Below are 23,279 nucleotides of genomic sequence, written 5' to 3' on the forward strand. Positions count from 1 at the left end.
CGTGCGCGCGCTTCCGTTGCTGCTGGTGGCTCTTCTCGCGTTACCGGTGCCGGCGTCGTACGCCCGGGCGCCGGCACCCGAACCGTTCAACGTCGGCTTCACCAGCGATGACGACGTCGTCAAGGCGGACAGCAACGGAAACGCGCGCACCAACCTCACGAACAACCCGCGGAGCCAGCAGGATCCGGCGTTCTCCCTCGACGGCACCCGGCTCGCGTTCGTCGACGACGGCCACGTCATGATCGCCAACGCGGACGGCAGCAGCCCGCGCAGGCTCACCGCCGACCCGTTCGACCAGACCGAACCGGCGTGGTCACCGGACGGCACCTCGATCGCGCTCGTCACGTGGGTCCCCAACGGCGAGGGCACCACCCCCGTCGTGCAGATCTACCGTGTCGCCGACGGCGTGCGCACGGGCGAGATCCCGGTCCCGGAACACCTCGTGGCCGACGACACCGAGCCGGACTGGTCCCCGGACGGCAGGACGATCGCCATCACCCGCCGGTCCAGCACCATCGCCGTGACACCACCGCAGATCACCGAACCCGAGACCGACCGCCCCGCCCGCCTGAACAGCACGTTCGACGTCGCCCAGGTCGTGCACACCCCGCGCGTCCCGCCGAAGCCGGACGTCGTGGTCCTCATCGACATCAGCGGCTCGATGAGCGAGGAGCTCGGCAGCGTCAAGCGCACCCTGGACGAGATCATCAAGGAGATCCGCGCGCAGCAGCCGGACACCCGGTTCGGCATCGGCTCCTACGCCGGACCGGAGAACGTCGGCCGGACCTTCACCGTCCACGTCCCGCTCACCGAGAACGTCGGCGACTGGCAGGACAAGGTCAACATCATCACGAACGAGGGCTCGACCGAGGTGTGGGCGCACGCGCTGATCCAGACCGCCACCGGCGCGTTCGACTTCCGGCCCGACTCCAGCCGCGTCGTCGTGGTCATCGGCGACGAGGGCACCGCGGAGGGTCTCATGCCGGGCGGGCAGGACACCGTGCCGAACGCCATCGCCGCCCTGAAGGCCGAGAACATCCGGTTCGTCGGCATCGACAGCGGCGGGCTCGACCAGTTCGGGCAGGCCACCCGGTTCGTCTCGGCCACCAACGGCTCCCTGCAGACCTACGACCAGACCAAACCGGACGAGATCAGCACCGCGATCCTCGCCGGCATCCGGGACCTCGACGTCAAGATCACGCCCGTGCCCCGGTGCGACCCGAAGCTCGGCCTCGCCTTCACCCCGGCCGAGGCGGTCGTCCCGAGCGGCCAGGACGCCGGGTTCACCGAGCGGGTCACGATCGCCCCGGACGCCGTGCCCGGCAGCACCCTGCGCTGCACCGTCGAGTTCCGGCTCAACGACGAGCAGCAGGCCAGGCCGGGTTACGTCCAGAACATCGAAATACAGGTCGCTGACGCCGTGAAACCGTTGGTGCGCATAGACGACGTGCGCACACCGGCCCAGGACGGCACCGGCGCCACGATCACCTACCAGGCGACCGCGGCCGACAGCCAGAACCGCCCGCTCACCCCGACCTGCACACCACCGTCCGGCACCAGGTTCCCGATCGGCGTCACGACGGTGACCTGCACCGCGACCGACGCGCTCGGCAACACCGGCACCGACACCGCCGTCGTCACGATCACCACCACCGACTCCGGCGGTCCCGAGATCTGGCTCGTCACCCCCGACGGCACGAGCCAGACCGACCTGTCCGCGCGGTTCGGCGAGCCGTGCCGCGACCGCCACGGCGAGGACCCCGCCTGGTCACCGGACGGCAAGACCCTCGCCGTCACGCAGGAAGCCCGCATCTGCGAGGTCAGCGCCGACGGGTCCGCCGCCCGCGTGCTCGTCCAGAACAGCGAGGACGTCGTCCGCCCGCGCGACGCGGCCTGGCTCCCCGACGGCAGCGGGATCGTCTTCGAGTCGTTGCCGGACGTCGAGGGAGCACCGGAGCTGTGGACCGTCCGCAACGGCGGCACGCCGCGGCTCTACTCCCGCAACGCCGCTCAGCCCGCCGTGCAACGACTTCCGCGGCTCACCGTGAGCATCACCGCGACACCGCCGGAGATCCCGTTCAACGGCGAGACGACGATCGAGGTCACCGTCGCCAACACCGGGTTCGCCCCGTCGCCCGCGGCGCTCACCGTGACGACGCCGCCGGGCCTGGAGGGTGGGCCGGCCGGCACCGATCTGGGCCTGATCGTCCCGGGCGGCAGGAGAACCGTGAGCGCGGAGGCCACCGGCGTCACGGCGGGGGAGCACGTGGTCACCGCCGCGGTCGGCGCGATCACCGCGCGCGCCACCGTGAAGGTCCTGGAACGCACCGGGTCGCTGTCGCTCAAGGTGTCCGCGAGCCCGCAGCCGGCGTTCGTCGGCGGCGACGACGTGGTCGTGAAGTTCGCGCTGTTCAACAGCTCCGGCTCGACGCTCACCGACGTGCGGGTGATCGCCTCGGCGTTCGGCTGCCTGCCGGCGTGCCCGGTCGGCACGCTCGGCCCCGACGGCGACGCCGAGGTCGAGCTCAGGATCCCGGCGACCGAGGCCGTCGACCGCGAGCTGGTCGGCGTCGTGGTCGCCACCGGCCCCGACGAGGACTCGCTCGACAACGTGGCGGCCACGCAGGTCGTCATCAGGCAACCGACTCTCACCCTCGACCAGCAGGCCGGACCGCTCGGCGGTGTGGTCTCGGTGCAGGGCGAGGACTTCCCGCCCGGCGCGAGGATCAGGCTCGGCTGGAGTCCCGGCATCGCCGAGACCCCCGGCGAGCTCACCACCGCCGACGGGACGTTCACCGCGCAGATGCTGGTCTTCCACAACGACACGGAAGGTGTGCGGCGGGCCACGGCGAACCCGGTCGAGGGCGTGCGGTTCGGCGAGGTGTCCTCCGGTGACTTCCTCGCGGTGCCGAACACCGTGCAGCCGCTGGACTTCGTCGAACGGGGGTGACGCCGCGGCTGCCCTCGGGGGCAGCGCGGGGCGCACCCGGCCACGCCTTCACCGCCGCTGCCTCCCGGCAGCCGAACTAGGAGACTTCTGACCATGGGAGCAACTGCGACGCTGTCCACCGCGGACCTGTCCGTCGTGCCGGGTGGTGACGTCACCTGCCAGGTGGTGGTGCGCAACGCCGGCGAGCTGGTGGACCAGTTCACGATCGACGTGGTCGGTGACGCCGCGTCGTGGAGCCACGCCGAACCGGCCGCGCTCAACCTCAACCCCGGCGAGTCCGCGCCGGTCCTCGTCCGCTTCGCACCCCCGCGCGACGCACGCGTGTACGCGGGCTCGGTCCCGTTCGGGGTGCGGGTCATCTCCCACGAGGACCCGCACGGCTCGGTCGTCGAAGAGGGCGTCGTCGTGGTCGGCGCGTTCACCGACGTCACCGCGGAACTGGTGCCCGCCAAGGCGGAGGGCTCGCGCAGGGCGAGGTTCGAGGTCGCCGTCGACAACGTGGGCAACGCGCCCGCGCTGCTGCGGCTGCGGGCGCTCGACCCCGAGGACGAGCTCGACTTCCGGCTGGACCGCAGGGAGATCGCGCTCCCACCGGGCACGACGACGTTCGTCCGCCTGCAGGCCAGACCGCGCAGGACCTACCTGCGGGGCGAGCCGAAGCGGCACCCGTTCCAGGTCGAGGTCGTGCCGGAGGTGGGCGACCCGTTGCTCGCCCAGGGCACGATGGTGCAGCGCCAGCTGCTGCCGAAGTGGTTGCTGCCGGCCCTGATCGCCCTGCTGCTGGTGCTGGCGGCATTGGCGGGGCTGTGGTTCTCCGTGCTGGCCCCCGCCGTGAAGTCCGCCGCGCGCGAGGCGATGCAGCAGGAGACCAAGCAGATCCAGGAGAAGGCCGACGAGGCCGCGAGTGCCGCCGGTGCCGCGAAGAGCGAGTCGAAGCAGGCCGCCGCGAACGCCGGCCAGGCCCTCGACGCGCTGGGCATCAAGCCGGGCGACACCTCGTCGACCCCGACCCTGCCCAAACCGCCCGCCGCCGAGGGCACCCCGGTGACGTTCCGGATCGACTCCACCTCGGCGATCGTGGCGAACGCCGGCACGTTCACCGAGGTGACGTTCACCCCGCCCGACGACAAGAAGACCTTGCTCATCAAGGACCTCTTCTTCGAGAACGCGAAGGGCGACACGGGCACCGCCCAGCTCGTCCGGGACGCGGGCGGGACGCGCAGCGTGATCCGGGTGATCGGGCTCGGGAACTTCCGGGACCGCGACGAGCACTTCCAGGAGCCGCTGCGCTTCCAGCCGGGCGAGAAGATCGTGTTCCGGGTGAGCTGCCAGAACCCGCAGCCCAAGGGCGCGTGCACGCCCTCGGTCGTGTTGAACGGACGGGCGGAGTGAGCTCAGATCAGGCCTTCCCGCAACGCGAAGGCCACCGCGTGCGCCCGGTTGCGCAGCTGGAACCGGTTGGTGATGTCGTGCAGGATCGACTTCACGGTCCGCTGGGAGTAGCAGAGCTTCTCCGCGATCTCCCGCGTCTCCAGGCCGTCGGCGATCATCCGCAGCACCTCGGTCTCCCGGCTGGACATGCCGGCGAGGTTGAGCCCGTTGGGGCGCAACACGTTGCGCTGCAGCTGGGACACCCTGCCCAGCAACCGGCCGAGCAGGTCGGCGGGCAGTGAGCCCTCACCGGCGTGGGCCGCGCGGATCAGCCGGACCAGGGTGTCCGGCGTGGCGTCCGCGCGGCGCAGCACCGCGGACACCCCGCTGCCGACCACGTCGAGGAGCTCGGCGTCGGCCACGTCCCCGGCGATCAGCACGATGCCGGGGTTGGGCCGGCACTGGAGCTTTCTCAACAGCTGCAACACGTTCTCGTCGAGGCGTTCGGCGACGACGAGGGCGACGCAGCCCTCCGCGGTCTCCGGTTCGACGAGCCTGATCTCGGGGCGGGACCGCAGTGCGACGGTGACGCCCGCGCGGGTGATGGAGTCGGTGGCGTGCAGGACGACGGTGACCGGATCGGCGTTCATCAGCTCTCCCCTTCTGACGTCGGCTGCTCAATTCTCCGTCCGGGACCGTCCCGGGAGACATGGGCACCTGTCCCGACCTGTCCCGGAACGGGTTTAACTTCCCCAACCCGCCTCTCGTGCCTTGTGGACGGCCTGCGCGCGATCGGCCACCTGGAGCTTGCGCAGGATGTTCGAGACGTGGTTGCGCACGGTTTTGGTGCTCAGGAACAACTCCCGCGCGATCGCGGCGTTGCCCTTGCCCGCCGCCATCAGGTGCGCTATCTCGCGTTCGCGCCCGGTCAGCTCCGGCAGCGTGCTCGGCCGTTGCGCGGTCGCGAAGAACGCCAGCAGCCGGGTCGCCACCGCCGGGCTGAAGATCGCCTCGCCCTCGCCGACCGCGCGCACCGCGTCCACGATCTGCTGCGGGCGCGAGGACTTCACCAGGTAGCCCCGCGCACCCGCGCGCATCGCCGCGAACAACGACTCGTCGTCCTCGAACATCGTCAGCACCAGCACGCGGGCGGACGGCCGCGCGGCCACGATCCGTTGCGTGGCCTCGATCCCGCCGAGGTCCGGCATGTTGATGTCCATCACGATCACGTCCGGCTGCAGCTCCGCGGCCAGGTCGACCGCGCCGGTGCCGCCGGACGCCTCGCCGACGACGTCGATGCCGCCGTCCTCCAGGGCCTCCATCACGCCGCGGCGGAAGAGGGGGTGGTCGTCCACCACCAGGGCGCGCAGGGTCATGAGACCGGCAGCGCGGCCGCCAGCCGCGTGCCGCCGTCGGTCCCGCGCTCGACGTGGCAGTTCCCGCCGAGGTCGCTCGCCCGCTGCCGCATCGACGCCAGCCCGACCCCGCCGGTGACCTCGGCCGACGCTCCCACGCCGTCGTCGACCACCTCGACGTGCAGCTCGGCGTCGAACCACAGCCGCACCAGGCAGGTGCGCGCGTCGGCGTGGGTGACAACGTTGGTCAAGGCTTCCCGGACGATCCGGTACGCGGCGACGCCCACCGCGTCCGGCAGCGCCGGGATCTCCCCGAGCACCACCACGTCGATCGCGATGTGCAGCCGCGACCGCAGGTCGTCCACGAACTGCTCCACCGCCCCGACGAGACCGAGCCGGGACACCGCGGACGGGCTCTCGCTCGCCACCAGCGTCTTGATGTCGCCGATGGCCGAGTGCACCTCCTCCTCGAGCGTCGCGAGCAGCCTCGCCGCGCCCGCCGGGTCGGAGGCGAGAAGCCGTCGCGCCGACCGCAGTCCGAGAGCGACAGCGGCGAGCGAGGGACCTATCCCGTCATGGAGGTCACGTAGCACCGTGCGGCGCGCTTCAGCCGCACTTTTGGCGCATGACTCCGCTGAAACCAAGAACTGGCGGCGCATGCTGGCTCCCTCCCAACCATGACTTCGCTCGCACTTCTGCGCTTGTTTCCGCCATTCCCGATTGTGTTACTACAAGTCCCTCGATTGGCCTATCGCTGCTGCACAGAGCGATCGTTTGCCCTCTGATGAATGTGATGAAGGCATTGATCCGGACAGCCGGGCAAAGGAGTTCGTCTGTTGACCAAGACGGAGGTATTTCTCCGCCGAATGGCGGCTCTTAGGGGGTATGGGAGTCGAGGTCCACGACCCTCGCTGGCTCACGGCCGTGCCGGGAGCCGAGCTCGTGGTCGGACTGGAGGAAGTGGGGGAGTGCGCCGCCGACGGGCACCACGTGACGGTGCTGATCGACCTCGTGCCGCGCACCGTGTCGTCGGTCAGGGCACTGGCCGCCGAGGCCGTCGGTGAGGGCGCTCGCAAGGTGCGGGTGCGGCCGCACGGCGTCGACCGGGTCGACCTCGTCTACGCGGCCGTGGAGCTGAACCGGGTGGCGGAGGACGACGCCGTGGAGGTCCAGTTCGACGTCACGTCCGCCGCGCTGCTGCGAGCGGACCCGGCGGCGTTCGTGCGCGTGGACCCGTTGGTGGTCAAGCAGGACGGCACGGTCGTGCCCATCTGCGCCGGCCTGGAGAGCTACGCCCTGGGCGAGCTGGGGTCGCTCGACGACCTGGTCGGGGCCTGGGACCCCGAACCGGTCCGCGACCTGTGCCGGGTCGCGCTGACCAGGGCGCTGGCCGACACCGGCCCGCTCGTGTCCTGGTACGAGCACCTCACCAGGACAGCAGCCGAGATGCGGGCCTCGTGTTGATCACGCGGTCCGGCGTGACTCCGCACTCCTCCGCCCGCGCGCAGCCGTAGTTCAGCCAGTCGAGCTGGCCGGGCGCGTGCGCGTCGCTGTCGATGGAGAACACGCACCCGGCGTCGACGGCGAGGCTCAGCAGCCGGCGCGGGGGATCAAGCCGTTCGGGTCGCGAGTTGATCTCCACCGCGGTGCCGTGCTCGGCGCACGCCTCGAAGACCTTCTCCGCGTCGAACTGGGACTCCGGCCGGCCCTTGCCCACGACCAGGCGGCCGGTGCAGTGGCCGAGGACGTCCACATGCGGGTTGCGCACCGCGTTGACCATCCGCCGGGTCATCTCGGCGCGCGGCATCTTCAGTTTCGAGTGGACGCTCGCGACCACGACGTCGAGCCGGGCCAGCAGGTCCTCGTCCTGGTCGAGCGAGCCGTCGTCGAGGATGTCGACCTCGATGCCGGTGAGGACCGTGAACGGCGCCAGCTCCGCGTTCAGCTCCGCCACGACCTCCAGCTGCTTCTCCAGCCGCTCCCTCGACAGTCCGTTCGCGACGGTCAGGCGCGGCGAGTGGTCGGTCAGCACCATGAACTCGTGGCCGAGGTCGCGCGCCGCCTCCGCCATGTCCCTGATGGGGCTGCCGCCGTCGGACCAGTCGGAGTGGACGTGGCAGTCGCCCTTGAGCTTCGCGCGCATCTCCTCGCCGCCGGAGATGTCGACGTGCCGCAGCTTCGCGAGGTAGGACGGTTCGCGGTTCGCCAGCGCGTCGACGACGACCCCGGCCGTCGACTTCCCGACGCCCTTGAGGTCGGTCAGCGTGCCGATCTTCGCGCGCTTCTCGACGTCAGCGGGGTCGAGGTCGGCGAGAACGGCGGCCGCGGTGCGGAACGCCTGGACGCGGTAGGTCGGCTCGCCCGCCCGTTCGAGGTGGAAGGCCACCTGCTTCAACGCCTTGACCGGATCCATACCCCTTCCTACCCCATCCCCCTCTCCCGCGCGGCTCGGCGGGGCGGGTGCAAATCCGACGTTCGGAGGTGTCGTTCGGACCCACCACTGCGGAAGCGTGGCGCAGCTGACCGAAGAACTCGGAGGGGGAACGCGTGAGGAAGCGCTGGGGCGCGGCGGCTGTGGCCGTCCCGCTGTTCATGTCGCTGGCGGGGACGGCGCAGGCGATACCGGGACCGCTGTACGAGTACTACAACCAGACCGTCGGGTGGGCCGAGTGCCCGGCCGGCTGGGTCACGCCCTCGACGGGGGTCGAGTGCGCCACGGTCATCGTGCCGATGGACTACCAGAACCCGGACAACGGCAACCTCGAGATCGCCATCTCGCGCAAGAAGGCCTCGGACCCCGTGCGCCGCCGCGGCGTGCTGCTGACGAACCCCGGCGGCCCCGGCGGTTCCGGGCTGGGCGCCGTGCACTGGTTCAACGCCCAGACCGACGTGCTGAAGACCTACGACGTGATCGGCATGGACCCGCGCGGCGTCGGCCGTTCCACGCAACTGCGGTGCATCGCGACGCAGACCGACGACGAGTTCCCCTCTCGCCCGACGAACGCGCAGCTCTCGAACTGGACCGAGTACTACCGCTCCGTCGAGGCCGACTGCCAGCGCGGCGGCGGTGAGATGCGCCGGTTCGTGTCGACGATGAACACCGCCCGCGACATGGACGTCATCCGCGGGGCGTTGGGGGAGAAGAAGATCTCCTACGTCGGCTACTCCTACGGCACGCAGCTCGGCGCCGTCTTCGGCTCGATGTTCCCGAAGTCGCTCGACCGCAGCGTCCTCGACTCGGCGCTCGACCCGCTGAAGACGTGGCACGAGCAGGACGTCGACGTGGTGGACGCCATCACCGACAACCTGAGGAAGTGGACCGAGTGGACCGCCGCCCGCAACGGCACCTACGGCCTCGGCACCACCCCGGCCGCCGTGCGCGGTGAGCTCGACAAGATCGCCGCACTGCTGAAGACGGGCTCCTACGGCGGCTACGAGGACGTGACGTCGTTCGACTACGCCGTCGGCGCCACCCGCTACCGCCGCTCCTGGGCCGCGTTCTCCCGCCACATCGCCTCGATCAAGGCCGGCGTCGCCGACCCCGCCGAGGCCTCCGCGATCGTGGCCGCGCTCAAGAAGGGCGACGTCGAACCGACGTCGCCCGGCACCTACCAGGCCGTCACCTGCGAGTGGAACTGGTCCACCGACGTCAACACCTACTACAACGACATGAAGCGCTGGCGGGACACCAACCCCTACGGCGGCACCGTCGACTACATGGCGCCGACCAACTGCACGTTCCGCGCGTTCGAACGGCCGGAGCCCATCCCGGCCATCACGCGGAACTACCCGGCGGGCGTCGTGGTCAACTCCGACGGCGACACCCAGACCCCGCTCGCCAACGGCAGGGTCATGGCCGAGCACCTCAACGTGCCGCTGATCAACGTGCAGAACGACGGCCAGCACGGCCACTACGCGTTGCGCGGCAACGCCTGCGTCGACGCGCTGGTCACCAAGTACCTGGTGTCCGGCATCCTGCCGTCGTCGAGGGTGACCTGCGCCGGCACGGACATCGCGGAGACCGTGCCACCGGGCGAGATGGTGTCGCGGGAGGCGTTGCGGCAGCACCGGCCGCTGAGCGAGATCCTCGGCGAGATCGCGGCGGAGCCCAAGCCGTTCTGACGCACCGAGGTCGTTCCGCCCGCGACGCTACGAAGCGGGCGAACCGGGCGGGACGACCCTGCCGAGCCTCTTGCGCACGCCTTCCTCCTGGTAGCGCGCCACGGTCTCGGCCAGCTGCTCGCAGGCGCGCTCGATTGCCTGCCGCGCCTGGTTCCGCTCGCGGGTGATGGCGCTCAGGATCAACCCGGTCAGCGCCACCGTCCCGTTGAACGCCTGCAGCACGATCATCGTCGCCGGCAGGGCCTGGGTCGAGAAGTGGCCGCCGGCCGCCGCCATCACCGCGGCCACCGAGATGATCACGGCGCACGGCGCGGCGAGCGCGTGCTGGAACCGCAGGGCCGCCCAGATCAGCATCGGGAACACCAGGAACAGCAACCGCGACTCCGACACCGTCACGACCGACGCGAGACCCGCGGTGACGACCAGCAGCACCCCGCCCTCGACGAGCCGGCGGGGCGAGACCGTCCACCGCCGGGGCAGCGTGAGCAGCAGCGGAGTGAACACCAGCACGCCCATCGCGTCGCCGGTCCACCACACCGACATCACCGCGAGGAAGTCCGGCCACTCGATCACACCGCCGATCCGCAGCGCCGTCGCCCCGACCAGCGCGCTGACCAGCATCGCCCCCAGCGCCCCGGCGAAGACGAGCAGCAGCGCGTCCTTCAGCCGGTCGAGCGCGGGGCGGAAACCGAACCGGTTCAGCAGGTACCAGGCCACCAGCGGCGCCGCGGTGTTGCCGACCGTGATCACGACGACCGACCAGAAGCCGGCGTTCAGCGCGATGTTCGTGGCGAACGCGCCGAGCGCGATGCCGGGCCAGATCCCGCGGCCCCGCATCAGCAACGCCGCCACGGAGATGCCGGTCGGCAGCCACAGTGGAGTGACCTGGCCGTTGACCAGGGCCAGGACCAGGCCGACCTGGGCGGTCGCGTAGTAGGCGAGCGCGACCGCGACGATGGTGACGGCGGTGCGCAGTGCGGCGTTCACCGGAACATGCTGCACCTGTGCACACATGTCCGCCAGACCTGGTGACCCGCCGTACCCACCTGGACTCACCCCGTAGGTGAGCGAGCTTTCGTGGTTGACCTCGGCCGGGTGATTGCGCACGGTGGTGACCGACCAGTAACCAGAGATGACGACCCGGTGGACGGAGACGCATGAGGACCGTGTTCACGACCTGCCCGCTGTGCGAGGCGACGTGCGGGCTGGAGCTGACGGTCGAGGGCGACCGGATCACGAAGGTCCGCGGCGACCGCGAGGACGAGTTCAGCCGGGGCTTCCTCTGCCCCAAGGGCGCCTCCCTCGGCACCCTCGACGCCGACCCCGACCGCCTCTCCGCGCCGCTGGTCAAGCGCGACGGGGAGTTCCACGAGGTCACCTGGGAGGAGGCGTTCCGGTACGTCGACGAACGCCTGAAGGACTTCCCCGACCGCGACACGATCGGCATGTACCTCGGCAACCCCGTCGTGCACTCGCTCGCCGGCGGCCTCTACGCCGGACCGCTGCGCAAGGCGCTGGGCAGCCGCAACGTCTTCACCGCCAGCACCGTCGACCAGATGCCCAAGCACGTGCAGGTCGGCTACATGTTCGGCGGCATCTTCTCCATCCCGGTGCCCGACATCGACCGCACCGACTTCATGCTCGTGCTCGGCGCCGACCCGTTCTCGTCCAACGGCAGCCTGTGGACGGTCCCGGACGCGCCCGGCCGGTTCAAGGAACTGCGCAAGCGCGGCGGCCGGTTCGTCGTCGTCGACCCGCGGCGCAGCCGGACCGCCCAGGCCGCCGACCAGCACGTCGTGATCAGGCCGGGCACGGACGTGTTCCTGCTGCTGGCGTTGGTCCACGAGCTGTTCGCGCAGGACCTGGTCGACCTCAAGGACCTCGCCGGGCACGTCACCGACCACACGGTCATCCGCGCGCACGTCGAGCACTTCAGCCCGGACGCCGTCGCCGACCGCACCGGCATCGACGCCGCGACGATCCGCGACCTGGCCCGGCAGCTGGCCCAGGCCGAGCGCGCGGTCGTCTACGGGCGGATCGGCACCACGACCGTCGAGTTCGGCACGGTCGCGTCGTGGGCGGTCGACACGCTCAACGTCCTGACCGGCAACCTCGACCGGCCGGGCGGAGCGATGTGGCCGCTGCCCGCGCACAGCAGGCGCGGCACGGGCACCGGCAAGGGGTTCACGACCGGCCGCTGGCACAGCCGCGTCCAGGGCCACCCGGAGGTCATGGGGGAGTTCCCGGCCGTCACGATGGTCGACGAGATCGAGACGCCCGGCGAGGGCCAGGTGCGCGCGTTGGTCACGATCGGCGGCAACCCCGCGCTGTCGCTGCCGAACTCGGCGCGCGTCGACGAGGCACTGTCCTCCTTGGACTTCATGGTCAGCGTCGACCCGTACCTCAACGAGACCACGAGGCACGCGGACGTCATCCTGCCGACGCCGCCACCGTCCCGCCGCGACCACTACGACATCGCGTTCCTCAACAACTCCGTGCGCAACGTCGCGAAGTACTCGCGCGCCGCGATCCCGTTGGAGGAGGGCAGGGTCGACGAGACGGACATCTTCCTGCGGCTGGCCACCATCTTCAGCGGCCTCGGACCGGACGCCGACCTCGACGCCATCTCGGCGTTCCAGCTGGCCGGCCTCGTCGAGAAGGCCGGCGTCGACTTCGAACCCGAGGGCGAGACCCGCGAGGAACGGTTGCTGGACCTGAAGCTCCGCACCGGCGCGTACGGGATCTCGTTGCGGCAGCTGCTGGACCACCCGCACGGCATCGACCTCGGCCCGCTCACCCCGCGCCTGCCGGAGGTCCTGCGCACGCCGTCCGGGAAGATCGAACTGACCCCGCAGCCGATCGTCGACGACCTGCCGCGCGTCCTGGAAGCGCTGCGCACGCCCGAGACCGGGATGGTGCTCGTCGGCCGCAGGCACCTGCGCACCAACAACTCCTGGATGCACAACGTGCCCGCGCTGGTGAAGGGCAAGCCGTTGTGCACGCTGCTGGTGAACCCCGGCGACGCCACCAGGATCGGCCTCACCGACGGCGCGACCGCCCAGGTCACCTCGCGCGTCGGCAAGATCGAGGTGCTCGTCGAGGTCACCGCCGACATCGCGCCCGGCGTCGTCTCGATGCCGCACGGCTGGGGCCACGACCAGCCCGGCACGCGGCTCACCGTCGCGGGGGAGCACGCCGGCGTGAACGTCAACCTCCTCACCGACGACCTCCGCGTCGACCCGCTCTCGGGCACCGCCGTGCTGAACGGCACCCGCGTGCAGGTCGTCCCCGCCTGACCTCCCCGACGAGCCCAGGAGCCGCCATGACCGCCGGAGTCACCAGCCCGAGCGCGGTGCGCGCCGTCCGCCGCATCGCCGACCTGCCGTTCCTCGCGGAGCAGGCGCACGGCGACGCGGTGGCGTGGCGGTTCAAGCGGGACGGCGAATGGCGCGAGCAGAGCTTCGCCGAGGTGTCCGAGCTGGTGCTCGACCTCGCGTCGGGGTTCGTCCACGCCGGACTGGAGGCGGGCGACCGCGTCTGCGTGCTCGCGGCCACCCGTCCGGAGTGGACGGCGGTCGAGCTGGCCGTGCTCGCGGCGGGCGGTGTCGTCGTGCCGATCTACCCGTCCAGCACGGCGGAGGAGGTCGAGTGGGTGGCCGGCGACTCCGGCGCGTCGATCGTGGTGGCGGAGAACGAGGAGCAGTGCGCCAAGGTCGAGTCGGTCGCCGAGCGGCTGCCCGCGCTGCGCACCGTCCTCACGATCGACCCCGCCGGCATCCGCCCGACCGTGGCGTCGGTGCAGGACACCGGTCGCACGTCACCGCTGGCCGCCGAGCTCGACACCCGCCGTGCCGCGATCGGCCCCGGCGACCCGAGCCTGATCATCTACACCTCGGGCACGACCGGCCCGCCGAAGGGCTGCGTGCTGACCAACGCGAACTGGGTCGCGTTGTGCCGTCTCGTCGAGGAGGCCGGCATCGAGGCGATGACCGGCACCGTCTACCTGTTCCTGCCGCTGGCGCACGTCTTCGCGCAGGTCGTCGTGTTCGGGACGATGTACCGCGGTGGTGCGCTGGCCTACTTCGGCGGGGACATGGCGGCGATCGTGCCCGAACTGGCCGAGGTGAAGCCGACGTTCCTGCCGTCGGTGCCGCGGATCTTCGAGAAGATCTACACCTTCGTCACCTCCGCCGTTCCCGCGGACCAGCTCGGGCAGGCCATCACGCTGGGACTGGAGGTGCGGCGGCGCCGTGCCGTCGGGGAACCGGTCCCGCCGGCGATGGCGGCGGCGTTCGAGCAGGTCGACGCGTTGTTCGCCAAGGTGCGCGGCGTGTTCGGCGGCCGGCTCGTGCAGGCGTTGTCCGGTGCCGCGCCGATCTCCCGCGAGGTGCTGCAGTTCTTCCACGCGGCCGGGGTTCCGGTGCTGGAGGGCTACGGCATGACAGAGTCCACGGCGGTGGGAACGCTGAACACGGTGGAGAGCTTCAAGATCGGCTCGGTCGGCGCGTCCGGTGTCGCCGGGCTGGAGATGAAGGTGGCCGACGACGGCGAGCTGCTCATGCGCGGCCCGCACGTGTTCGCGGGCTACTGGAACAACCCCGAGGCGACCGCCGCCACGATCCAGGACGGCTGGCTGCGCACCGGCGACCTCGGCGAGATCGACGCGGACGGTTTCGTGACGATCACGGGGCGCAAGAAGGACATCATCATCACCGCGGGCGGCAAGAACATCGCGCCCGCCAACGTGGAGAACGCCCTGCGCCAGTCGCGCTGGGTCTCGCACGCGGTGATGTTCGGCGACCGGCGGCCCTACTGCGTGGCACTGATCACACTGGACGCCGACGAGATCCTGCCGTGGGCGGCGGAGCGCGGGTTGCCGTCCGACGTCGAATCTTTGGTGGGACACCCGGACGTGGTGGCGCTCGTGCGGGGAGTTGTCGACGAAGCGAACTCGCACTTCGCCAGTGTTTCCCAGGTGAAGAAGTTCGCGCTGCTCACCAGGGATCTGTCCCAGGAGGAAGGTGAGCTCACGCCGACGCTGAAGGTCAAGCGCGGTGTGGTGCACCGTCTTCACTCTGGGTTGTACGAAAGCCTCTACGAGTAACCCGTACGTACGAGAAATCCAAAAACAGGTACATCCACCCTGGCGGTTTCGGTCCGCTCAGGGCAGAGTGGGACACCAAGCGGCGCCAGGCCCCCTCCCCCCTCGGGCCCAGCCGCTTCGCGGCCCCGGCTCAAGGCGTACTCCCCCCAGACGCCCAGCCGGGGCCGCCTTGCGTCTCAGCACTTGTCTCGCAGCGCCTTGTACCTCAGCGCCTCGGCGGCGCCGTGGTTCCGCGCACGACGAGCTGCGTGTCCGCCACGATCTGCGGAACCTCCGAGTGGTCCGAGTCGAGCCAGTCCAGCAACAGGTTCACCGCCGTGCGGCCCGCCTGCGCCACCGGCATCGCCACCGTCGTCAGCGCGGGCGAGCACAGCGCCGCGTACGTGAGGTCGTCGAACCCCGTCACCGACACGTCGCCGGGAACCCCGATCCCGCGGTCGCGCAACCGCGCCAGCACACCCAGCGCCATGATGTCGTTGTAGGCCACGATCGCCGTCACGTCCGCCGCCACGGCGAGGTCGGCCGCCTGCAGACCGCCCTCGTAGCGCGGCGCGAACGGCCCGAGGTCCACGAGGCCGACCTTGTGGCGTGCCACCGCGGTCATCAGTCCACGGCGACGCTCCTGGTTGGACCAAGACGTGCGAGGCCCGTTCAGGTAAGCGATCCGCCGGTGTCCCAATGCGACCAAGTGGTCGACGACGGCCTGCATCCCGCCCGCCGAGTCCATCAACGCGGCCGGCACGCCGGGCAGCCGCCGGTTCAGCAGCACCAGCGACGTCACCCCGGCGACCTCGTGGACCTGCGAGTCCTCCAGCCCCGGCGCGCACAGCACGACGCCGTCGACCTGTTTCGCCATCGCGTGGACGAGCTTCGCCTCGGCGACCGGGTCCTCGTCGCTGTCCGCCACGAACACCGCGTAGTCGGCCTGCATCGCCCGCGCCTGCACGGCCTTGAGCACGCCGGTGAAGAACGGGTTGTCGAGGTCGGGCACGACGATGCCGATGTTGCCGGTCTTGCCGGTGATCAACCCGCGGGCGGCGCGGTTGGGCTGGTAGCCGAGCTCGGTCGCCGCGGCCAGCACCCGCGACCTCGTCTCCGGCCGCACCAGGTCGGGCGACGTCAACGCGCGCGACACGGTGGCCACCGACACGTGCGCCCTGCGTGCCACGTCGCGGATCGTGACTGCCACTTGCACCTCACCCTCGAGCTCCCCCGTTGATCCAATCATGACGGGCGGGGTGCCGACGGCCCGCGCGGCAGCCGGGTCCGAAGTGGACGGCGATCTCGCGCCGGGGAGCCGGACCGCCTCCCGTTGACAAGCGGAACAACGCTCCGTATCGTTCCGGAACGTCGCTCCGTTTGATGTGGAGCGCCTACCGGAAGGGAAAGTCATGACCGTCCTCACGGTGAGCCCCGTCGTGCTCCGGATCCCCGGCCGCCCCGTCGACCTGCAGGTGAAGGTCTCGGCGCCGGCCGAGGGCGAGGAGCTGCCGATCGTGCTGCTCTCGCACGGGCAGGGCTACTCGAACCACCTCTCCTCGCTGAACGGCTACGCGCCGCTCGCGAACCACTACGCCGAGCAGGGCTTCGTCGTGCTGCAGCCGACCCACCTGAGCAGCCGCACGCTCACGCTGCCGGAGGACACCCCCGGCGCACCCCTGTTCCCGCACTCGCGGGCCGAGGACATGACGCACGTCCTCGACCGCCTCGACGAGATCGAGCAGGCCGTGCCGCAGCTGCGCGGCCGGCTGGACCGCGCGAAGGTCGCCGTCGTCGGGCACTCCATGGGCGGCCACACCGCGGGCCTGCTGCTGGGCGTGCGGACCGGCGGCGTCGACCTGCGGGAGCCCCGGATCCTGGCCGGCGTGCTGCTCGGCGCACCCGGCCGCGGCGACGCCGTCAGCGACTTCGTGCGGCAGCACTACCCGTTCATGCTGGACACGGACTTCGGCACGATGACCACCCCGGCGCTCGTCGTCGCGGGGGACAACGACGCGTCCGAGCACCTCACCGTCGCCGGCCCGGCGTGGCACGAGGACCCGTACCACCTCGCCCCCGGTGAGAAGGACCTGCTCACGCTGTTCGGCGCGGAGCACGGGTTCGGCGGCGTCTCCGGCTACGACGTCGCGGAGACCACCGACGAGAGCCCCGAGCGCGTCGCGGCCGTCCAGAAGCTCACGACCGCCTACCTGCGCACCCAGCTGGACAAGACCGACGACTGGCAGCGCGCGCAGGAATGGCTCGCCACCACCGAACTCGGCAAGGTCGAGTCCAAGAGCTAGTGCGCGTCCGGTTCGGGGTTGCGCCCCGGCCGGGACAGGAACTCGAAGTCGCAGCCCTGGTCGGCCTGCGTGATGTGCTCGTAGTACAGGGCGCCGTACCCGCGTTCGAACTTCGGCGGCGGCGGTGTCCACGCGGCCCGGCGCCGCGCCATCTCCTCGTCGGAGATCTCCACCCGCAGGACCCGCGCCTCGACGTCCAGCGTCACCAGGTCGCCGTCGCGCACCAGCGCCAGCGGACCACCGACGTGCGCCTCCGGGGCCACGTGCAGAACGCAGGCGCCATAAGAAGTCCCGCTCATCCGCGCGTCCGACACGCGCACCATGTCCCGGACACCCTGCCGCAGCAGCCTGTCCGGGATGGGCAGCATCCCGTACTCCGGCATGCCGGGCCCGCCCTTCGGCCCGCCACCGGCCAGCACGATCACCGAGTCCTCCGTGATGTCCAGCGACGGCGAGTCGATCCGTGCCCGCAGGTCCTGGTAGCCGTGGAACACCACGGCGGGCCCGGTGTGCCGCCACAGCGCGGGATCCGCCGCCACGTACTTGATCACCGCGCCGTCCGGGGCGAGGTTGCCCCGCAGCACGGCCAGCCCGCCCTCGGGCGACACCGGGTCGTCCAGGGTCCTGATCACCGAGGAGTCGTGCACCCGCGCGCCGTCGAGGTCCTCGCCGAACGTCCGCCCGGTCACCGTGGTCCGGTCGAGGTGCAACGACTCCCGCAACCGCGACAGCAGCCCCCGCAACCCGCCCGCGTAGTAGAAGTCCTCCATCAGGTGCTCCCCGGCGGGCTGGACCGACGCCAGCACGGGGACCTCGCGCGACACCGCGTCGAAGTCGTCCAGCGTCAACGGGATCCCCGACCGGCCGGCCATCGCGATGAGGTGGATGTACGAGTTCGTCGACCCGCCCAGCGCCAGCACGGTCCTGACCGCGTCCTCGTAGGCACCGGGCGACACCACGTCACCGATCGTCAGCCCCTCGCGCACCATCTCGACGGCCCGCGCGCCCGACGCCGCCGCCATCCGGTGGTGCGCCGAGTCGACCGCCGGGATCGACGACGCCCCTGGCAGGGTGAGCCCGAGCGCCTCGGCCGCCGCCGTCATCGTCGACGCGGTGCCCATCGTCATGCACGTGCCGGGGGAGCGGGCGAGCCCTTCCTGGATCTCCGCCCAGTCGCCGGACGAGATCGTGCCGGCGCGCTTCTCGTCCCAGAACCGCCACATGTCCGTGCCGGACGCGAGCGGCTCGCCCCGCCAGTGCCCGCGCAGCATCGGCCCGGCGGGCACGAACACCGCCGGCAGACCGGCCGACGCCGCGCCCATCAGCAACGCCGGCGTCGTCTTGTCGCAGCCGCCCATCAGCACGCAGCCGTCGACGGGGTAGGAGCGGAGGACCTCCTCCACCTCCATCGACAGCATGTTCCGGTACAGCATGGGCGTCGGCTTCTGGAACGTCTCCGACAACGTGGACACCGGGAACTCCAGCGGGAACCCGCCGGCCTGCCACACCCCGCGCTCGACCTGCCTGGCCCGTTCCCGCAGATGCTGGTGGCACGGGTTGATACCGCTCCACGTGTTCAGGATCGCGATGACGGGCTTGCCGAGGTGCTCGCCGGAACCCAGGCCGAGCTGGCGCATCCGCGCGTTGTGCGAGTACGCCCGCAGCCCGTCGCCGTCGAACCACTGGGCGCTGCGCAACGTCACAGCAGCGACCACGAGTTCAGCAGCACACCCACGGCGGACCGGTCGGCCTCGCTCAGCACGGACGCCGGTGGCCGCACGTCCCGGCGGCACAGCCCCAGCTGGGCCAGCGCCTCCTTCACGACGGAGACGTTGTTCGCGGACTCGTTCGCCGCCCGCAGCTCCTCGAACCCGCGGACGAACTCCCAGAGCTGCATCGCCGCGCCGAACTCACCTGCCCTGAGCGCGTTGAGCAGCTGCACCGACAGCTGCGGCGCCACGTTCGCGAGCCCGGAGGTGAACCCCGTGGCGCCGACGGCGAAGTAGCCCGGCGCCGACAGCTCGGCGAGCCCCGCGACCCACGTCAGCCGCTCCAGCCCGGCGTCGCGCGCGACGGAGGCGAACCGGACCGGGTCCGGCACCGCGTACTTGACGCCCACGACGTTCGGGCAGGCGTCCACGAGCTCCGCGATCCGCGCACCGCCGACGCGCGGCGTGCGGACGTAGAGGACCACGCTCAGCTCGGGCACCGCGGCCGCGATCGCCTGGTGATAGGCGACCCACCCGTCGAGCGAGACGTACGGGTGCACCGGCTGGTGGACCATGACGCCGCGCGCGCCGGCCCGGTCCGCGAACCGCGCGGCCTCGACCGCGGTGGCGACGTCGTGCCCGACACCGGCGACGACCGCGGCACGGTCGCCGACGGCATCCACGGTGATCCGCACCGCCCGCTCGGTCTCGGCGGGCGACAGCGCGTAGAACTCGCCGGTGTTGCCGTTGGGCGTCACCACGGAGACACCGCCGTCCACCATCCGGCCGACGATCGCGGCGTAGCTCTTCTCGTCCACCGCCCCGTCCGCGTCGAACGGCGTGACGGTGATCCCCACGACGGACGCCAGCGCGCCGGAGAGGTCGTCGAACGACATCGTCAGCTCCCCGCTTTCCGGGAACGCCGGTTTTCCGCGGCGAACCGTTTTCTTGAATGGTTCAAGAAAATTGCCGAGAACGGGTCATACATCATATACGAGACCCTAGGAGCTGCGAGTTCTCCCGGTCAACCGGTCGTCGAGGCGTCCGGAAAATCCGTGTATCCGGTTTGAACCAACTTCCTCGCAGGCTCGTTTTGAAGGTGTTGGTCACCGCTGTGCGCGGGACTGGAGTAGGAGAAATGTGAGTGGATCGTTCCGCGTGATCGTGTCCGTTGCCGCGTCCGCCAGCGCATGGCACCGAACGTCCTGGGCACCAACGAGTTGAACGAGAACGACATGCTGATGGAAGAACTGCCACCGGAGGCCATGCTGGACGGGCCTCCGCCGAACGCGGACCACCTGCTGCTGCGCACGCTGGGCACGGTCCGCGAGGAGAGACACCAGGCCGTGCGCCGCCGAGGGCGGATCGCGGCCGTGACATCGACCTTCGTGGTCGCCGGCGTACTGGCCGGCGGCGTCTGGATGGGCCAGGGCATGGGGGTGGGCGGCACCGACGCGGTCTTGCAGGGGACCTCGGCGGAGGGCGCGCACATGGCCGTCCAGGTGACGGACACCGAGGGCGGCCTGAGGCTCGTGGCCACCGTCGACGGCGTGCAGGACGGGGAAGCCTGCTGGCTGGTCGTGCACACGAGGGACGGCAGGACCTTCACCGCGGGCTCGTGGAGGGCGCACGCGGGGGAGGTGACGCTGGCCGGGTCCGCGATGGTGCGGGCGGGGGACGTAGCGGGCGTCAGCGTGGTCAACCACGACCGGCAGCCGCTGGTCACCGCGAGCTAGTGGCGCGTCTCGGAACGTCGGCGAGGTAATCCACGCTCAGCAGGGCACCTCGCGGCACCGCCCCCACGCCCCCGTACAACCAGTACGAGAGCGTGGGGGCGGCACCGCGATGCACCCGTCTGACCGCGAATTCCCCCGGCAACGTTCCGAGCCACACCACTAGAGCAGGAAACCGATTTCCCGCCGGTCCAGGCGGGCGGGGGTGGGGAACGCGGTCGCCGCGTTCCCCACCGCCTATCGAGACGCACGGCTGAACCCGGCGCCGGTGACGTGCGTAGGAGTTCTCGGACAGGTGGTCCAGGCGGCCGCCTGCCACGCCGACGACTCCGATTGGCAAGCTGTAGCCGTGGTCCGGAACAAACCGGTGACCGTCGCCGTCGCGGCGGTCGCGGTACTGGTGCTGGCGACCTCCGTCGTGCTGTACGGGACGTCGAGCGCCGGCCAGTACGTCAGCGAGCTCGACCAGGTGGCGCAGGAGCCCGAGACGGCGAGCTTCGTGGTCCGCTGCGGCACGAACGAGGACCGCCACCTCAACGCGGACAACCCGGTCGTCTCACCAGGTATCCCTTTCGGCGCGCACCACACCCATGAGTACGTGGGCAACAAGTCGGCTGACGCGCGTTCGACGAACGACTCTCTCGCGGCCGCCCCGACGACGTGCGAGAGAGACGACCGTTCGACCTACTACTGGCCCGTGCTGCGCCTGACCGACGGCACCGGGCCGGACGCCCACGCCGAGGGCGGTGGCGTGCACGGCAACACCGGTGAGGTGCTCCCGCCGAAGAGCGTGGAGATCCGGTACGAGGGCAGCCCGGTGAGCGCCGTGCTGCCGATGCCGCGGTTCCTGCGGCTGATCACCGGCGACCCGGCGGCGTTCACCGGCGGGTACGGGCCGAACACGCGGGCGCGGTGGGGCTGTTCGGACCAGCCGGGCCGGTACACGACGAAGTACCCGTTGTGCGGCAGCGCGACCACGGTGCGCACCTACGACTTCGGCAGCTGCTGGGACGGCAACAACACCGACAGCGCCTCGCACCGCACGCACGTGGTGTTCCCGCTGGCGGGCGGCGCGTGCCCGCAGAAGACGTTCCCGATCCCGCGGCTGCGCGTCACGGTCGGCTACGACGTCCCCGAGGGCAGGCCGTTCGCGATCGACAGCTTCCCCGAGGAGATGCGCGACCCGGCGACCGACCACGCGATGTTCATCAACGCCATGCCGGAGGCGTTGATGACCGAGCTGACCGGGCACCTCAACGGTGCCCGCTAACATGCCCCGATTCTTTTCGAGGCTTCGTTGAACCAAGACCAGCCCCCACTCGTGTGACGGCTGAGGTCTTGAACAGGACGCCCGCAAGTGGTGTTCGCGGGCGGGGAGGAGTGGGTGGATGGCGGCTTTGTTCTCCCGGAAACGGGAGACCGCGGCCGACGAGGCGCTGATCCGATCGCTCTACGAGGAGCACGGTCGGGCTCTGCTGGCCTACGCGACGCGGTTGACCGGCGATCGGGCGGCTGCCGAGGACGTGGTCCAGGAGACCCTCGTCCGAGCGTGGCGCCACCCCGACGCCCTCGTGAACGGCAAGGGATCGGTGCGCGGCTGGCTGTTGACCGTGGCGCGCAACATCGTCACGGACCGGGTGCGCGCGAAGGCGGCGCGCCCGCAGGAGGTGGCGGAGTCCCCGGCGACGCCGCCGATCGAACGCGACCACGCGGACCAGGTCGTCGACTCGGTGGTGGTGCTGGAGGCGCTCGACCGGCTCTCCTCCGACCACCGGGACGTGCTGATGGAGATCTACTTCCGGGGCCGTAGCGTGACGGAGGCGGCGGAAGCGCTGGGCGTGCCACCGGGCACGGTGAAGTCGAGATCGTATTACGCGTTGCGAGCCTTGAGGGAGACCTTTGGCGGTCAGAAGGTCGCACTGAAGGGGGTGGCCGGATGACCACGCAGCACGACCAGCACCTGCTGGGTGCCTACGTTCTCGGGGCACTGGACGAGCAGGAGGTGCGCGAGATGGACGAGCACCTGGCGTCCTGCCCGGACTGCGCGCGCGAGGTCGCGGAGCTCCGCGACATGGAGGCCTTCCTCGGCGAGGTGCCGCCGGAGGCCATGCTGGACGGGCCGCCCGAGGGCGGCGATCTGTTGTTGCAGCGCACCTTGCGCCAGGTGCGTGCCGAACGCGGCGGCGTCGCCCGACGTCGTCAGTTCGCGCTGGGTGCCGCGGCGGCCGTCGTGGCCGCACTGGTGCTGGGCGCCGGAGTCTTCGTCGGTAAGGCCACCTCGCCCGATGCGACCGTGGCCCTTCCCACCCCGACGGTGGCACCGGACCCGGCGGGCACCAAGCTCGCCACGTTCACGGACCCGGCCACCAAGGCGTCGATGACCGTCAAGGTCGTCCCCGCCGCGGGCTGGGTGCGCACGAACATGGCGATCAGCGGTATCCCCGAGGGCGAGAAGTGCCGGATCTTCGTCGTGGCGAAGGACGGCAGCCGCCAGGAGGCGGGGTCCTGGGTGGTGTCCAAGAAGGGCGCCGCCGAGGGCACGAACCTGGACGGTTCCGCGTTGGTCGACCCCAAGGACGTGCAGTCCGTGGTGGTCGAGAACTTCGCGGGCAAGAAGTTCGTCGAGGTGCCGGTCCAGGCGTGACGGGACGAG

At 70.9% G+C, this 23,279-nt stretch carries 19 protein-coding genes; 11 read left to right on the forward strand and 8 right to left on the reverse strand.

Annotation, left to right across the window (positions count from 1 at the left end; translation table 11 throughout):
• Position 1 precedes the first annotated feature (1 nt).
• The gene (locus ACFWV3_RS22680) at positions 2 to 2,950 is read left to right on the forward strand and encodes a VWA domain-containing protein (protein ID WP_382413419.1); all 2,949 of its coding nucleotides are present in this window, start codon (positions 2 to 4) and stop codon (positions 2,948 to 2,950) included.
• 93 nt (positions 2,951 to 3,043) lie between these two features.
• Positions 3,044 to 4,342: a hypothetical protein gene (locus ACFWV3_RS22685; protein ID WP_382413421.1), complete on the forward strand. Its 1,299-nt coding sequence runs from the start codon at positions 3,044 to 3,046 to the stop codon at positions 4,340 to 4,342.
• Positions 4,343 to 4,344: 2 nt separating this feature from the next.
• Here ACFWV3_RS22685 and ACFWV3_RS22690 read toward each other — a convergent pair whose 3' ends face one another.
• The 3 genes from ACFWV3_RS22690 to ACFWV3_RS22700 form a co-directional block, all read right to left on the reverse strand.
• Positions 4,345 to 4,971, reverse strand: a complete 627-nt coding sequence (locus tag ACFWV3_RS22690) for a response regulator transcription factor (protein WP_382413423.1) — start codon at positions 4,969 to 4,971, stop codon at positions 4,345 to 4,347.
• A 93-nt stretch (positions 4,972 to 5,064) separates the two neighbouring features.
• Positions 5,065 to 5,697: a response regulator gene (locus ACFWV3_RS22695; protein WP_382413425.1), complete on the reverse strand. Its 633-nt coding sequence runs from the start codon at positions 5,695 to 5,697 to the stop codon at positions 5,065 to 5,067.
• Complete coding sequence (locus ACFWV3_RS22700) at positions 5,694 to 6,269, reverse strand: sensor histidine kinase (RefSeq protein ID WP_382413427.1); 576 nt, start codon at positions 6,267 to 6,269, stop codon at positions 5,694 to 5,696. Before ACFWV3_RS22700 ends, ACFWV3_RS22695 begins: the two co-directional genes overlap by 4 nt.
• A 292-nt stretch (positions 6,270 to 6,561) precedes the next feature.
• Between ACFWV3_RS22700 and ACFWV3_RS22705 the strand changes: the two genes are divergently transcribed.
• Positions 6,562 to 7,140: a hypothetical protein gene (locus tag ACFWV3_RS22705; protein WP_382413429.1), complete on the forward strand. Its 579-nt coding sequence runs from the start codon at positions 6,562 to 6,564 to the stop codon at positions 7,138 to 7,140.
• Here ACFWV3_RS22705 and ACFWV3_RS22710 read toward each other — a convergent pair.
• Entirely contained in the window at positions 7,103 to 8,089 is a 987-nt protein-coding gene (locus ACFWV3_RS22710; protein WP_382413431.1) for a PHP domain-containing protein, read from the reverse strand. The genes ACFWV3_RS22705 and ACFWV3_RS22710 overlap by 38 nt on opposite strands.
• A gap of 134 nt (positions 8,090 to 8,223) precedes the next feature.
• On the opposite strand from ACFWV3_RS22710, the gene ACFWV3_RS22715 reads away from it, so the two are divergent.
• On the forward strand, positions 8,224 to 9,798 hold the full coding sequence (locus ACFWV3_RS22715) for an alpha/beta fold hydrolase (protein WP_382413432.1): 1,575 nt from the start codon (positions 8,224 to 8,226) through the stop codon (positions 9,796 to 9,798).
• Positions 9,799 to 9,825: 27 nt separating this feature from the next.
• Here ACFWV3_RS22715 and ACFWV3_RS22720 read toward each other — a convergent pair whose 3' ends face one another.
• Positions 9,826 to 10,785, reverse strand: coding sequence for an MASE1 domain-containing protein (locus tag ACFWV3_RS22720; RefSeq protein WP_382413434.1), 960 nt, complete (start codon positions 10,783 to 10,785; stop codon positions 9,826 to 9,828).
• A gap of 170 nt (positions 10,786 to 10,955) precedes the next feature.
• Here ACFWV3_RS22720 and ACFWV3_RS22725 point away from each other — a divergent pair, with 170 nt between their 5' ends.
• Both ACFWV3_RS22725 and ACFWV3_RS22730 read left to right on the forward strand, forming a co-directional pair.
• On the forward strand, positions 10,956 to 13,094 hold the full coding sequence (locus ACFWV3_RS22725; protein WP_382413436.1) for a molybdopterin oxidoreductase family protein: 2,139 nt from the start codon (positions 10,956 to 10,958) through the stop codon (positions 13,092 to 13,094).
• A 26-nt stretch (positions 13,095 to 13,120) separates the two neighbouring features.
• On the forward strand, positions 13,121 to 14,902 hold the full coding sequence (locus tag ACFWV3_RS22730; protein WP_382413437.1) for an AMP-dependent synthetase/ligase: 1,782 nt from the start codon (positions 13,121 to 13,123) through the stop codon (positions 14,900 to 14,902).
• Positions 14,903 to 15,107: 205 nt separating this feature from the next.
• On the opposite strand, the gene ACFWV3_RS22735 is transcribed toward ACFWV3_RS22730, so the two are convergent.
• Positions 15,108 to 16,091 (reverse strand): LacI family DNA-binding transcriptional regulator, encoded by a 984-nt coding sequence (locus ACFWV3_RS22735; RefSeq protein ID WP_382413439.1) that lies wholly within the window; start codon positions 16,089 to 16,091, stop codon positions 15,108 to 15,110.
• A 202-nt stretch (positions 16,092 to 16,293) separates the two neighbouring features.
• Between ACFWV3_RS22735 and ACFWV3_RS22740 the strand changes: the two genes are divergently transcribed.
• The gene (locus tag ACFWV3_RS22740) at positions 16,294 to 17,184 is read left to right on the forward strand and encodes an alpha/beta hydrolase family protein (protein WP_382413441.1); all 891 of its coding nucleotides are present in this window, start codon (positions 16,294 to 16,296) and stop codon (positions 17,182 to 17,184) included.
• Here the strand turns inward: ACFWV3_RS22740 and araD are convergent.
• Positions 17,181 to 18,887 (reverse strand): L-arabinonate dehydratase, encoded by a 1,707-nt coding sequence (gene araD, locus ACFWV3_RS22745; RefSeq protein WP_382413442.1) that lies wholly within the window; start codon positions 18,885 to 18,887, stop codon positions 17,181 to 17,183. The genes ACFWV3_RS22740 and araD overlap by 4 nt on opposite strands.
• Entirely contained in the window at positions 18,884 to 19,789 is a 906-nt protein-coding gene (locus ACFWV3_RS22750; RefSeq protein ID WP_382413444.1) for a dihydrodipicolinate synthase family protein, read from the reverse strand. The genes araD and ACFWV3_RS22750 overlap by 4 nt, the downstream gene beginning before the upstream one ends.
• 294 nt (positions 19,790 to 20,083) lie before the next feature.
• On the opposite strand from ACFWV3_RS22750, the gene ACFWV3_RS22755 reads away from it, so the two are divergent.
• The 4 genes from ACFWV3_RS22755 (at position 20,084) to ACFWV3_RS22770 (ending at position 23,270) form a co-directional block, all read left to right on the forward strand.
• The gene (locus tag ACFWV3_RS22755; protein ID WP_382413446.1) at positions 20,084 to 20,629 is read left to right on the forward strand and encodes an anti-sigma factor; all 546 of its coding nucleotides are present in this window, start codon (positions 20,084 to 20,086) and stop codon (positions 20,627 to 20,629) included.
• Positions 20,630 to 20,975: 346 nt separating this feature from the next.
• Positions 20,976 to 21,896 carry a DUF1996 domain-containing protein gene (locus tag ACFWV3_RS22760; RefSeq protein ID WP_382413448.1) on the forward strand — a complete coding sequence of 307 codons (921 nt, stop codon included), beginning with the start codon at positions 20,976 to 20,978 and terminating at the stop codon, positions 21,894 to 21,896.
• 118 nt (positions 21,897 to 22,014) lie between these two features.
• Positions 22,015 to 22,566 carry a sigma-70 family RNA polymerase sigma factor gene (locus ACFWV3_RS22765; RefSeq protein WP_089953784.1) on the forward strand — a complete coding sequence of 184 codons (552 nt, stop codon included), beginning with the start codon at positions 22,015 to 22,017 and terminating at the stop codon, positions 22,564 to 22,566.
• Positions 22,563 to 23,270, forward strand: coding sequence for an anti-sigma factor family protein (locus tag ACFWV3_RS22770; protein WP_382413449.1), 708 nt, complete (start codon positions 22,563 to 22,565; stop codon positions 23,268 to 23,270). Before ACFWV3_RS22765 ends, ACFWV3_RS22770 begins: the two co-directional genes overlap by 4 nt.
• Positions 23,271 to 23,279 lie beyond the last annotated feature (9 nt).

This window comes from Lentzea sp. NPDC059081 (assembly GCF_042738015.1).
Taxonomy (GTDB): domain Bacteria; phylum Actinomycetota; class Actinomycetes; order Mycobacteriales; family Pseudonocardiaceae; genus Lentzea.

Excerpts from the sequence above, each read along its gene's own strand:
- ACFWV3_RS22740 (WP_382413441.1), top strand. The coding sequence starts at position 16,294 with ATGACCGTCCTCACGGTGAGCCCCGTCGTGCTCCGGATCCCCGGCCGC.
- ACFWV3_RS22750 (WP_382413444.1), bottom strand. The coding sequence starts at position 19,789 with ATGTCGTTCGACGACCTCTCCGGCGCGCTGGCGTCCGTCGTGGGGATC.
- ACFWV3_RS22725 (WP_382413436.1), top strand. The coding sequence starts at position 10,956 with ATGAGGACCGTGTTCACGACCTGCCCGCTGTGCGAGGCGACGTGCGGG.
- ACFWV3_RS22685 (WP_382413421.1), top strand. The coding sequence starts at position 3,044 with ATGGGAGCAACTGCGACGCTGTCCACCGCGGACCTGTCCGTCGTGCCG.
- ACFWV3_RS22690 (WP_382413423.1), bottom strand. The coding sequence starts at position 4,971 with ATGAACGCCGATCCGGTCACCGTCGTCCTGCACGCCACCGACTCCATC.
- ACFWV3_RS22730 (WP_382413437.1), top strand. The coding sequence starts at position 13,121 with ATGACCGCCGGAGTCACCAGCCCGAGCGCGGTGCGCGCCGTCCGCCGC.
- ACFWV3_RS22755 (WP_382413446.1), top strand. The coding sequence starts at position 20,084 with ATGGCACCGAACGTCCTGGGCACCAACGAGTTGAACGAGAACGACATG.
- ACFWV3_RS22770 (WP_382413449.1), top strand. The coding sequence starts at position 22,563 with ATGACCACGCAGCACGACCAGCACCTGCTGGGTGCCTACGTTCTCGGG.
- ACFWV3_RS22705 (WP_382413429.1), top strand. The coding sequence starts at position 6,562 with ATGGGAGTCGAGGTCCACGACCCTCGCTGGCTCACGGCCGTGCCGGGA.
- ACFWV3_RS22765 (WP_089953784.1), top strand. The coding sequence starts at position 22,015 with ATGGCGGCTTTGTTCTCCCGGAAACGGGAGACCGCGGCCGACGAGGCG.
- ACFWV3_RS22710 (WP_382413431.1), bottom strand. The coding sequence starts at position 8,089 with ATGGATCCGGTCAAGGCGTTGAAGCAGGTGGCCTTCCACCTCGAACGG.
- ACFWV3_RS22695 (WP_382413425.1), bottom strand. The coding sequence starts at position 5,697 with ATGACCCTGCGCGCCCTGGTGGTGGACGACCACCCCCTCTTCCGCCGC.